The following is a 12,761-nucleotide window of genomic DNA, read 5'->3' on the forward strand; positions in this document are numbered from 1 at the left end:
AAGAGCACGAAATCGTGAACAAAAGGTTGCAATTAGCGGGAAAGTGGTAACAGGATTGTAGTTGCACCAGGTAGCTTTTGTAGCTATAATGGTTCCTATGCAGAAAGGAGGCGGGGAAATGCCTTGGAAGTCCTGTTGTGCCATCCTTGTAGCGGCGGGAAATTCCAGCCGTATGGGTGCACAAATGTCAAAACAGTTTCTCGCTTTATGCGGAAAACCGGTTATTGTACATACCATGCTTGCTTTTGAGCAAGCGGAACATATTTCAAGCATTGTGGTAGTCTGCCGTGAAGAAGATCGGGCTGTTATGCAACAGTTAGCGAATCAGTATGCGGTTCATAAGTTGTATGCAGTCGTTCCCGGTGGGACAACGCGTCAGCGCTCTGTGGCGGCAGGGGTGGCCGCTGTACCAAAAGACACTGCCTATCTGGCAATCCATGACGGAGCGAGACCGCTTATTCAACCAAAAGAGATTGATGCTACGGTTCAAGATGCGTATAAATATGGAGCAGCGACCCTTTGTACCGCAGTCAAGGATACAATAAAAATACAGGATGGCGATGGATTTATTTCCTCTACGCCTGTTCGTGACTCTTTGCGCGCAGTTCAAACCCCTCAGGTTTTTGAGCGGGGCCTCTATGAGCGAGCCTTATCCTTGGCAGACCAAGAGTGTGCGGATTATACAGATGATTGCCAATTGGTAGAACATATAGGTTATAAGGTCCATCTGTTTACCGGGGGATATACAAATATAAAAATTACAACGCCGGAGGATCTCCCTGCGGCGGAGGCTATTTTGAAACAGAAAAGAGGCGGTTGGATGCGAATTGGCCATGGATATGACGTACATCGTCTAGCCTCGGACCGAAAGCTGGTTTTGGGTGGGACCGAAATCCCTTATGAAAAGGGGCTACTGGGCCACTCAGATGCGGACGTTTTAACACATGCAGTAATGGATGCATTGTTGGGGGCAGCTGCCCTGGGAGATATCGGCACATGGTTTCCAGATACAGATCCTACTTATAAAGGTGCAGATAGTATCTTGCTTCTGCAAGAGGTTGTTCGCTTGTTGCAAAAGCATGATTACCAGATTGCCAACATAGATGCTACTATTTTGGCACAGGAACCTAAGTTGAAACCCTATATCCAGTCCATGCGCAGTCGATTGGCAGACGCCATGGGGATCACTTTGGACCAGGTGAGTATCAAAGCAACCACAGAGGAAGGGCTCGGTTTTACTGGCGAGAAGCAGGGGATTGCCGTTCATGCGGTGTGCTTATTGGAAAAATAAGCAGAGGAAAGGGTTGTTCTTTCCTAGGAAATAGTCAAAGGGCTTGTTTGTGGCATACTCTGGTAATAAAAACAGAGAGGTGATACTTGTGGGCAAGCCTATGATTATGGTTAGCTCCATCACGTATGCGATGAAGGGGCGAGACCTGCTTTTTCAACATGGCATCAAGTCCTATGTAGAACGAACGCCGCACGGAAACGAAAACGCCGGGTGCGGTTATAGCATATATGTCCCTAGCCGTACCGATGAAGCGCAGGAGATTTTGACACAGGCCGGTATTCGTGTGCTGGGCCGTGCGGAAAGGGAGGACGTGGGATGATTTATTTGGACAATGCCGCTACCACGTATCCAAAGCCACCACAGGTGATCCGTGCTGTCGATGAGGCCATGCGAAGGTACGGCGCCAATCCCGGACGTGCGGGCCATAAGATGTCCATGGAGACCGCGGAAGAACTCTATCGGTGCCGGACGGAAGTTGCAGAGTTTTTCCATGCGCCCGGGCCGGAATGTGTTGCGTTTACACTCAATTGCACACTTGCCATCAACCTTGTGTTAAAGGGCGTGTTAAAACCCGGGGATCATGTGGTTACTTCCAACCTGGAGCATAATGCGGTTATGCGTCCGCTTCGGGCTTTACAGGAGAAAGGCGTTACCTATACGGAAGCGCAAGTGGTTCCGGGGGACAACGATGCCACGGTGGATGCCTTCCGAAAGGCGTTGCGTGCCAATACAAAGCTGATTGTCTGTACACATGTTTCCAATGTATGGGGAATTCGCCTGCCCATCGAACGGTTAGCGGCATTGGGTCATGAATATGGAATTCCGATTGCGATTGATTGTGCACAGAGCGCCGGGGTATTGCCAATCAATATGGAAGAGTGTCGTTTTGATTATCTCTGCATTGCCTCTCACAAGGGACTCTATGCACCGATGGGGACGGGTATACTTGTTACGCCCCATGGAGCCTCATTGGCAACGCTGATCGAGGGAGGGACCGGTACGGCGTCCATATCATTAGATCAGCCGGAAACGATGCCAGATCGCTTGGAAAGTGGAACAGTCAATGTGCCTGGAATCGCCGGGATTCGTGCAGGAATCCGATTTGTAAAGAGTAAAGGAATCGAACGAATCTACCGGCATGAGTTGGGGCTGGTCCAAGCGCTCTATCGCAGTCTCTCCCAAATGGAAGCGATTCAGCTTTATACGCCGGAGCCGGTGGAACCCTATTTTGCTCCTGTGCTCTCCTTTAACGTAAAGGATGTCAGCAGTGAAACCGTTGCACAAAAGCTAAATACAGCAGGAATTGCGGTCCGGGCAGGTCTGCACTGCGCGCCAAGGGCCCATGAAAGTTTTGGAACGTTGGAACAAGGGGCTGTTCGCGTTTGCCCTTCCGCATTCAACAATATGAATGAGATCCGTGTGTTTTCCAACACGATTATGAAATTTCATAGAAAATAAATGAAAAGCATTTGCATATCCAATTAAATGTGCTAAAATTATATTGGATATTTTTATTATATGAAGACATATGGAAGTCAAAATATACATGGAGCTTGTGAAAATCGGAAGATAGTGGGTGCAAGAAAATATGGAGTTTATCACAGGACTGTGGGATACGTTTGTTGCGTTGGTTCACACCTTTAAGCTGAGTGACGCACTGGATGTATTGCTGGTCTCCTTTATTATTTATAATGGAATCAAGCTGATCCGCGAAACACGCGCAGAACAGCTTGTAAAGGGTATTATTATTTTGATGGGTGTATATGTTGCATCGGTTGTCATCCATCTGAATATGATGAAAACCCTTTTGGACTATTTTTTCAATTTTACCATTATTGCCCTGTTGGTAATCTTCCAGCCGGAGATCCGTCGGGCGCTGGAACAGATTGGCCGTAGTAAAATTGGAAGTAAGTATTGGTTTCAGATTTCCTCCGAAGAGGCTGAAAAAGTCTTACAACAAAAACGTAAGTGCATCAATGCTGTGGTTGAGGCGGCCGGAAAGTTTCAGAAATCTAAAACGGGCGCCTTAATGGTGTTTGAAATGCAGACGAAGTTGGGGGATATTATTGATACGGGTACCATCGTCAATGCAGAGCCTTCGGTACCGATCATTGGGAATATTTTTTGGAATAAAGCGCCTCTTCACGATGGCGCAATGGTCATTCGGGATGGAATGATCTATGCTGCGGGCTGTATTTTGCCGTTGACAAAGAGCGATAAAGTCAGCATTGATTTGGGAACGCGCCACCGCGCAGCGATCGGTATGAGTGAGAATTCGGACGCGATCGTAGTGGTTGTTTCGGAGGAAACAGGCCAAATATCCATCGCGGTCAATGGCGTTTTAACGCGGAATTATACGCGCGAAACTCTGCAAAGCGCTTTGGAAGCTTTGTTATTGCCGGAAGAAAATGCAAATGGTGAGAAACGTGCGAGTAGAATTCCTTCCATCAGGAGGGGCAGAAAATCATGAGTCATAAAAAGATCAGTTTAGGAAGTTTGTTTTACAACAATAAGTTTGTAATGATTTTCTCTGTTTTTTGTGCGTTGGTGATTTGGGTGGTATTTGCAACACGCAATACCGAAGAAATCCCCCGCACTGTGACAGACGTACCGATTGTCGTGAATTTATCGGATTCGGCGCAGCAGTCGGGCCTAAAGGTTTTTAGCCCGGTCAATGCGAAAGCGAAGGTCGCAATAAAAGGGAACAGTCTGACGGTCAATCAGGTAAAAAATACAGATTTACAGATTGAAGCAAAGCAGGCTGCTTCCCTAACCGGACCGGTCAGCAATTACAAATTGGAGTTATCCGCCACAAAGCTGGGGAACCTTTCCAACTATGAGGTGGTGTCCATTGAACCGTCCAGTATTTTGGTCACTGTGGACTATTATAGTGAAAAGGTGTTCAATATCGATACCAGTCAGATTACACCGCCGGTAGACCCGCAGTATTACCTGAATGCGCCGACACTTTCCAGCGACAGTGTGACCGTGTCGGGGCCGAAGCAAGAGGTGGATCAGGTTGCAAAGGTGACCATCCCCTATGAACAGGACAAGACGCCTTTGACGGAGACAAAGCATTTTACGGGCAAATTGGTGATGCTGGATGCGGATGGAAATGAGATCAAAAGCGATAGCTTGACCTTGAGTATGGACGCAGTGGATGTCACGTGCAATGTATTGTACCGCAAGGTGCTGCCGTTGCAAGTGGAGTTTACTGGTAAGCCGAGTGGATTGGACGATTTTGAAAGCCGTGTGACTGTGGAGCCGAAAGAAATTGAAGTAGCCGGGCCCGAGGACGCATTCGCCAATATTTCGGAGCTGGCGTTGCCTGCAATTGATTTCACAACGATCAGCCCTTCGAGCGATGAATTTGATGTGGATGTCAGTTTACCAACCGGCTTTAAAAACGTCAGTAATATTTACACAGCAAAGGTGAAACTGGATCTTGATACCTTTACCACCCGCACGATGGCGCTCAATCCGGATACAATCACCTTTAAAAATCTTCCCGCTGGGTATCAGGCAGAAGTTTATACACAGAGCCTAAGCGTGACCATTGTCGGTCCTCCGAGTGAAATTGAAGCATTTACAGAAAACAATTTGGTTGCACAGATTGATATGACAGGAAAAGAGAACTTTACCGGACAGACGGAAGTTCCTGTGACCATCTCGGTGACAGGCGCCCCAAATTCCTGGGTGTATGGCAGCTATATGGTCAATATTGGTGTAAGTGCAAAAATGGAATAGCATGAAATAGACGGTAGAAAAGGAGCATGCTTGTTGTTTGGCAAGCTGCTCCTTTTTTGCTGTTATCCAGATGGATGAGAAAAACGGATTTATGATGAAAAGAGTTTTGTGTGAGGGCCATAGGTATTGAATAAGAATTCTCAAAATGGTACAATTAAACTCTATGAAAATATAATTTACCATTGCAGACATACAAGCGTTAAATACCTATTCCAAGAGTATATGATTGCGGCTTTGTAATAAAGGTTTAGGGATTTCGAGGTGGACAGGAACATGAAAAAGTGGGACGTATTGCCATGTGACCGGAATATCGCGGAGCGTCTTGCCCAGCAGTACCAGGTACCCTTTGTCATGGGGGCGTTGATGCAGACACGCGGACTGACCGAAGCCGGCCGGATTGATGCGATGTTTGGCTCTGCAATTTCTCTCTCCGATCCTCTACAAATGGTAGATATGGACCGCGCAGTGGAACGCATTTGGCATGCGATCAATCATTTTGAGAGAATTACGGTCTACGGGGATTATGACGCAGACGGTGTTACTTCTACGGCAATGCTTTATTCTTATCTGGAATCCAATGGAGCGGATGTGACATACTATATTCCAGATCGAGAGCGGGAAGGATATGGACTGAATTTGCAGGCCATCGATCAACTGCATGCACAGGGGACGCAGTTGATCATTACAGTGGACAACGGGATTTCGTCCGTTGAAGAAGTGGCCTATGCGTCGCAGCTGGGAATGGATGTGGTCGTAACCGATCACCACAGGCCGAGAGAAGTGCTTCCCGCTGCCTGTGCAGTAGTTGATCCGCATCGTTTGGATTGCCCAAGCACTTTTAAAGATTTTGCCGGAGTCGGCGTAGCATTTAAGTTGATTATGGCGCTGGAAGGTCCGGATTATGATCTGACCAGCCTGTTAGAAAACTATGCGGACTTAGTAGCGATTGGAACCATTGGAGATGTGGTTCCGTTATTGGGAGAAAATCGCACGCTGGTGCGCGCCGGGTTGCCCCATCTCTCCCGATCCGATCGTTTAGGCCTGCGTTCTTTGTTGGAAAACGCTAGCCTGGATAACCGAATGCTTACAGCGACAAATGTGGCATTTGGTGTGGTTCCGCGCATTAATGCAACGGGCCGGATTGGTTCCCCGGATCGAGCCGTTCGCTTGTTGCTCGCGGAGGACCCGGAGGAGGCAGCTAATTTGGCTGCCGATGTTTGCGATTGTAATGAATACCGAAGGCAAATTGAGAGCGACATCTTTGAAAGGGTCTTGGAAGATTTGGAGCGAGATCCCAGGCCTTTGCTCGATCGCGTGTTGGTATTAGCAGGAGAAGGGTGGCATCCCGGGGTTATTGGAATTGTTGCAGCCCGTATCACAGAGCGTTTTGGAAAGCCAAGCATCTTGATTTCTATTGACGGGGAGGAGGCCAAGGGGTCGGGCAGGAGCATCGAAGGGTTTTCTTTATTTGAGGCTGTTTGTTCCTGTTCGGATCTACTGGTTAAATTCGGCGGCCATCCCATGGCGGCAGGGTTAAGCATCCGGACTGCTGCAATTGCGCAGTTTCGAGAGAGAATCAATCGTTATGCGGCGGTTCATGCGCCGCATATGCCTGTGCCGACGCTTACGATTGACTGCGTGCTGCATCCGGAACAGCTTACGATAGAGGTGCCGCGCAGCATTCGCCTGCTGGAACCATTCGGGACGGCCAATCCGGCGCCTCTGTTTGGGCTTTTTGGCGTCCGCCTTCAGGACATCACGCCGGTCGGCGGAGGCAGGCATCTTCGCCTGACGGTGGTGAAGGACAACTACGCACTGCGTTGTATGCGGTTCGGAGTGTCCTTAGAGGCGTTTCCCTATGCGGTGGGGGATTTTCTCGATTTGGCTGTGACCTTAGACGCAAAGCCTTTCAATGGAAAAGAAACACTATCCATCATCGTGAAAGACTGTAAACCCGCTGGATTGGACGGCGCAGAGGTACTGCAAGGGCTTCAAATTTATGAGAAGGGTAGAAGAAAAGAAAACCTGACTGCACGCGAAGTGGACAGCCTGACCCCAAACCGGGAAGAATTTGCCTCTGTATACCGGTTCTTGCGTGCAAAAAATGGGTTTGACGGTCCAGAAGAGGTACTTCTCTATCGAACATGTGCTTTGCCCGGCGGAAATATGGGAAAGCTGCTGACGATGTTGGATGTCCTGTCGGAACACGGTTTGACCTTGCAGCAGCGGTCCGCAGGGGTGTGCAAATTGACCTTAGAACCGGTGCAGCAAAAGGTCAATTTATTTGATTCAAAGATTTTGGCAGATCTGCGGGCTTTACAGAAGGAGGGGGAACCATATGGCGGAGAAACTCAAAACCTACAATGATCTTTTAAAACTGATCCACGATAGCGAGCGAGAATACGATTTTGCCCTGATTGATAAGGCTTATCAGTTGGCTTATCAGATGCACGGCGACCAGAAGCGTCTGTCCGGCGCGCCATACATTTCCCATCCGGTGGCAGTGGCCTGCATCCTGGTGGAGTTGGGCATGGATTCTGAGTCTGTGGCGGCAGGTTTACTCCATGATGTGGTGGAGGATACGCCGGTGGACCTTGAGCAAGTGCGGAAAATGTTCGGGGATGAAATTGCAAATTTGACCAACGGTGTTACCAAACTTGGCCGAATTCCCTACTCTTCTCGGGAAGAGCAGCAAGCGGAAAACCTGCGGAAGATGTTGATTGCAATGGCGGACGACATCCGCGTGATTATCATCAAATTGGCGGACCGCCTGCACAATATGCGGACCATCGAATTCATGGCTCCGCAGAAGCAGCGCGACAAGGCATTGGAGAACATGGAGGTGTATGCCCCCATCGCGCACCGCCTTGGTATCCGGATGGTGAAAGAGGAGTTGGAGGACATTTCCCTGCGCTATCTGGACCCCATTGCGTATCAGGAGATTGAAAGCGGGCTGGCGATGCGCAGCGGCGAGCGAAAGGCATTCATTGAGGTGACCAAGCAGCGCATCTATGATCGTGTATCCCCGGAGATTCCCAATGTATATTTAGAGGGCCGTGTCAAAAGCATCAATGGTATTTATCGAAAGATGTTCATTCAAGGGAAAAGCATGGATGAAATCTATGACATTTATGCGGTACGCGTGATCGTCGATACCATCAATGACTGTTATAACGTGTTGGGCGTTATTCATGACATGTTCCGGCCCATTCCAAACCGTTTTAAAGATTATATCTCCACCCCGAAACCCAATGGTTATCAATCCCTCCACACGACGGTTCTCAGCAAAGAAGGCGTGGCGTTCGAGGTGCAGATCCGAACTTGGGAAATGCACCATACTGCAGAATACGGCATCGCTGCACACTGGAAATATAAGCTCGGTGTCACCAAAGGGGACAAGCTGGACGATCGCCTCGCGTGGATTCGGCAGATGCTGGAAAACCAAAAGGATAGTGGGGATGCCACCGATCTTGTGCGGACCATTAAATCGGATCTTGCGCCGGAAGAGGTGTTTGTGTTTACCCCCAAGGGCGACGTAATCAGCTTGCCGAGTGGTTCCACTGTGATCGATTTTGCTTATGCCATTCACAGTGCAGTTGGAAACCGTATGGTGGGTGCCAAAGTGGACAAACGCATTGTACCGATCGATTATAAAGTAAAAAATGGTGAGATCATTGAGATTCTTACCGCAAAAGAGGGAAGCCACGGACCCAGCAGAGACTGGTTAAAGATTGTCAAGACCAGCGAGGCGCGCAATAAAATCCGCCAGTGGTTCAAGAAAGAACGCCGGGAAGAGAACATTGTGGAAGGCCGGACTGAATTGGAGCGCGAGTTCCGGAGAAATGGAATTGAATTGACGGATGAAGAGCTCAAAGGTTGTTTGGAAAATATCGGCCGCCGCCAGAATTGTACGACGGAAGAGGATGTGTATGCGGCCATCGGTTACGGCGGAATTCAGCTTTGGAAGGTTATGCCAAAGCTGAAGGAGGAATACATCAAATCCCACAAACCGCCAGTACAGCCAGAGGTTCCCAAACAGCAGCCAAAAGTAAACAAAAAACCAGTCGGCGGCGTGACCGTGGACGGAATGGAAGGGTGCCTGATTAAGTTTTCCCGTTGTTGTAATCCCTTGCCAGGGGACGAGATCATCGGGTTTATCACCCGCGGGTTCGGCGTCTCCATCCACAAAAGGAGTTGTTCGAACGTACCCAAGGTCATCAGCGAGGCGCCGGAACCGGAGCGTTGGATTCAGGCGCACTGGGAAGGCGTGGTCAAAGAGGTCTTTAAATCCACCTTGGAGATTGTGGCAACGGACCGGCCTGGATTGCTGGCCGATGTTACACAACAGCTTTTCAATATGCATCTGTTCATCCATTCGCTCAACTCTCGGGAGACGAAGGACGGCAGCGCAGTCATTTCCGTTACGATCACGATCAATGGAAGAGATCATTTACAGACCATTATCAGCCGTTTGATGAATATTTCTGGGATTGCCTCTGTACGGCGGGCGTAATTGTTATGAGTATAGAAATGGAGTAGTTCAATGAAAGTAACCAGATTTACCGGAGGGCCCATGCCCACCAATTGTTATATGTTGACCGATGAATCCACTGGAGCGACCGCTGTGATCGATCCTGGATTTGTCAATGAGAGCCTGCTGAAGGCGGTGGAAGGGGCGGATGTCCAAGCTATTTTGCTGACGCACGGCCATTGGGACCATATTGCAGGCGTGGCAGAAATTCAAAAACAGACTGGCGCGAAGCTGTATATTGACGCGGAAGACGAGCTCTTCTTGTCGGATAGCGCTCTAAATTTGTCTGTGGATTTGACGGGACGCCCGTTGCCTCCCTTAAAAGCGGATGTGACAGTTTCTGACGGCGATGTCATCCCGTTGGGGAATCTGTACATCCATGTGCTGCATACACCGGGGCATACCATTGGAAGTTGCTGCTATGTGGTGGAAGGTGCTATTTTCAGCGGGGATACCTTGTTTAAAATGAGCGCGGGCCGAACCGATTTTCCAACAGGCAGTTATCCACAGTTGTTGGCTTCTTTAAAGCGTTTGTGCGCTCTGGAAGGGGACTATCACGTCTATCCCGGACACGAATGGGAGACGACACTGGGCTTTGAACGGAAGAATAATCCGTTTGTAGAGGGCTGAACCGATGGCGGAGAAGACGCTATATCAAACAGCCCCCGTGATGCGGCTTTTTATTGCAGAGCATCCCTTTCATTACGAGATGGAAAACTTGTGCCGTATCTTTTTTCCCTATCACCGAATCGAGACGATCTCCTGCGGAACGGATTCAGAAGGGACGCATATGTTGGATTATGGCGCTTTGGGCGCTTACACGGGAATGCAAACGGAATCCGGCGGCGTCCGGTTGCAGGCCCGTTTATTTTATGGCGGAAGAGAACGGGCAGCCGAACAGCGCACCGCGCTTTCTTTTCCAGCGGACATCAAGGAGTTGGAGCGGCGCATGGGGGTGCTGCTTTTTGGACTTCTCACACAGGCATGTGCTTATACGCCAAAGTGGGGTATCCTAACGGGGGTGCGCCCCATTAAGCTCCTGCGCAATTTGGTGGATCGTATGGGTCTGGAAGCAGCGCTGTGCAGCTTTCAGGGGGATTGGCTGGTCAGCGCGGAAAAGACGGAATTGAGCCGGATCACCATGGGAAACGAGCAAAAAATTTTATCGCTTTCTCGTCCGGAGTCTTTCAGCTTATACGTTTCCATCCCGTTTTGTCCCACACGTTGTTCGTATTGCTCCTTTGTATCTTCGACCGTGGAACGTACAGCAAAGCTCATTCCGCAGTATCTGGAGTTGCTATGCGTTGAAGTGGTACGTACGGCGGAGGTCGTAAAAGAACTGGGATTGCGGCTGGAATCGGTATATATCGGCGGAGGGACGCCGACAACGCTTTCGGCTGAACAGTTGGCGCGTTTGATCGATACCATCACCTGTGCGTTTGATATGAGCACTTGCCGGGAATTCACGGTGGAAGCCGGACGGCCCGATACCATCACGATGGATAAGCTAAAGGCGATGCGCCCACGCGGGGTTACGAGAATTAGCATCAATCCACAAACCCTCAACGATCATGTTTTGGAGACAATTGGCCGCCGTCATACTTCTGCACAGACTTTAGAGGCGTTCTCGTTGGCGCGTACATGTGGGTATGATGACATCAATATGGATTTGATTGTGGGCCTCCCGGAAGACACCTTGGAAAGTTTCCAGAGGACGCTTCGACAGGTGTTGGACCTCCATCCTGAGAGTATCACGGTGCATACTCTTTCGCTCAAGCGTTCCGCACGTATTTTTCAGGACGACAGTGAACCCTTCAGCCGAGATGCCGCTCTGACTGGAGATATGCTGGATTGGGGCGATGCACAGCTTCTCCACCATGGGTATGCTCCATACTATTTATACCGGCAGAGCCGCATGGTTGGAAATCTGGAGAATACCGGGTGGGCGAAGACGGGAAAAGAGAGCATCTACAATGTTTATATTATGGATGAGACACATACCATTTTGGCATGTGGAGCGGGGGCCGTGACAAAGGTCCGGGACCCATATTCCGACCAGCTGAAACGTATTTTTAATTTCAAGTACCCGTATGAATACATCAGCCGCCACGGGGAAATGCTTACAAGAAAAGAACAGGTGAGAACCATTTATGAAGAATATCGGCGGGCAAAACAGGGTTTATCCTCTGTATGAGAACGACCTCGAACGCATTAATTATGAAGCAGAACACTGTGCTCCTGCTTTTATTGCCCGGACAGAAGCGGCTTTTCATCGCGATATACGCGACATAGCAGAGCAGATTGCCTCCTCTCCAGAGCTTTGCAAGGTCATTATGTTGGCGGGTCCATCCAGCAGCGGTAAAACGACCACGGCGCACATTTTGCTGGATGCTTTGCGGGAGTGTGGTATTGATTCCCAGGTGATCTCGCTGGACAATTTTTACAAGGGCGAATCCGATGCACCGCTTTTGGAAAATGGCCGGCATGATTATGAATCAGTCGAAGCATTAAATGTTCCTTTATTGGAGCGCTGCCTGTTGAATTTGATGGAAACCAACACATGCGAAATGCCGGTTTTTGATTTTGAACACCATATTCCTCACCCATATACGAAGCGCATTCGCTTGGGAGAACGGGAAATTGTGGTTGTAGAGGGAATCCATGCGCTGAATCCAGCCATTAGCAGGCATTTGCCGGAGGACGGGGTTTTAAAAATTTATATCAGTGTGAAGCAGGGATTGGAGGCACAAGGAAAGATCTTGTTGTCACCCAACGGAGTCCGTTTGGTACGCCGTTTGGTGCGCGACTATTTGTTCCGAAATAATCCTCCGGGACGTACGCTGGACATGTGGAGCACAGTAATGGATGGAGAACGGAAGTATATTAAACCCTACCGGGGAGAGGCGGATATTACGATCAATTCAATGCACTGTTATGAACCGTGTGTCATGCGTGCACAAGCACTTCCACTTTTAGAGAGCGTGGAGCCGTCGGCTTCATACGGCGAGTTGGCCAATCAGCTGGCGGAATGTTTGCGCCGGTTTACGCCGATCTCGCGGGCGCTGGTTCCGGAGACCTCCTTGTTGCGGGAGTTCATTGGGGGAGGTATCTACGGGGAATAACCCAGGATGAAAATAGTTTGGGATGGAATGGAGAATCCCGTGCAATCCCCTTGATTTCCGGATTTAAATG

General features: G+C 49.4%; 10 protein-coding genes. All 10 read left to right on the top strand.

Translation table 11 applies throughout. The features are described 5' to 3' along the window. Positions 1-118 precede the first annotated feature (118 nt). The 10 genes from ispD to B9Y59_RS04935 all read left to right on the top strand — a co-directional run bounded on the left by ispD (position 119) and on the right by B9Y59_RS04935 (position 12,691). Complete coding sequence (ispD, locus tag B9Y59_RS04890) at positions 119-1,291, top strand: 2-C-methyl-D-erythritol 4-phosphate cytidylyltransferase (RefSeq protein WP_085532130.1); 1,173 nt, start codon at positions 119-121, stop codon at positions 1,289-1,291. An 88-nt stretch (positions 1,292-1,379) separates the two neighbouring features. Continuing rightward, entirely contained in the window at positions 1,380-1,610 is a 231-nt protein-coding gene (locus B9Y59_RS04895) for a putative Se/S carrier protein (RefSeq protein WP_242967246.1), read from the top strand. After that, positions 1,607-2,749, top strand: a complete 1,143-nt coding sequence (locus B9Y59_RS04900; RefSeq protein WP_054324096.1) for an aminotransferase class V-fold PLP-dependent enzyme — start codon at positions 1,607-1,609, stop codon at positions 2,747-2,749. The genes B9Y59_RS04895 and B9Y59_RS04900 overlap by 4 nt, the downstream gene beginning before the upstream one ends. Positions 2,750-2,867: 118 nt before the next feature. Beyond that, positions 2,868-3,761: a diadenylate cyclase CdaA gene (gene cdaA / locus B9Y59_RS04905; protein WP_242967247.1), complete on the top strand. Its 894-nt coding sequence runs from the start codon at positions 2,868-2,870 to the stop codon at positions 3,759-3,761. After that, positions 3,758-5,038 (top strand): CdaR family protein, encoded by a 1,281-nt coding sequence (locus tag B9Y59_RS04910; RefSeq protein WP_085532132.1) that lies wholly within the window; start codon positions 3,758-3,760, stop codon positions 5,036-5,038. Before cdaA ends, B9Y59_RS04910 begins: the two co-directional genes overlap by 4 nt. Positions 5,039-5,311: 273 nt before the next feature. Continuing rightward, positions 5,312-7,405: a single-stranded-DNA-specific exonuclease RecJ gene (gene recJ, locus B9Y59_RS04915; RefSeq protein WP_085532134.1), complete on the top strand. Its 2,094-nt coding sequence runs from the start codon at positions 5,312-5,314 to the stop codon at positions 7,403-7,405. Further along, the gene (locus tag B9Y59_RS04920) at positions 7,377-9,551 is read left to right on the top strand and encodes a RelA/SpoT family protein (RefSeq protein ID WP_054324093.1); all 2,175 of its coding nucleotides are present in this window, start codon (positions 7,377-7,379) and stop codon (positions 9,549-9,551) included. The genes recJ and B9Y59_RS04920 overlap by 29 nt, the downstream gene beginning before the upstream one ends. A gap of 30 nt (positions 9,552-9,581) precedes the next feature. Then, positions 9,582-10,199: an MBL fold metallo-hydrolase gene (locus tag B9Y59_RS04925; RefSeq protein ID WP_085532136.1), complete on the top strand. Its 618-nt coding sequence runs from the start codon at positions 9,582-9,584 to the stop codon at positions 10,197-10,199. Positions 10,200-10,203: 4 nt separating this feature from the next. Beyond that, the gene (gene hemZ, locus B9Y59_RS04930) at positions 10,204-11,763 is read left to right on the top strand and encodes a coproporphyrinogen dehydrogenase HemZ (RefSeq protein WP_242967248.1); all 1,560 of its coding nucleotides are present in this window, start codon (positions 10,204-10,206) and stop codon (positions 11,761-11,763) included. Continuing rightward, positions 11,720-12,691: a uridine kinase family protein gene (locus tag B9Y59_RS04935; protein WP_085532138.1), complete on the top strand. Its 972-nt coding sequence runs from the start codon at positions 11,720-11,722 to the stop codon at positions 12,689-12,691. Before hemZ ends, B9Y59_RS04935 begins: the two co-directional genes overlap by 44 nt. Positions 12,692-12,761 lie beyond the last annotated feature (70 nt).

The sequence above is a fragment of the Anaeromassilibacillus sp. Marseille-P3371 genome (assembly GCF_900169665.1).
Classification (GTDB): Bacteria; Bacillota; Clostridia; order Oscillospirales; family Acutalibacteraceae; genus Anaeromassilibacillus.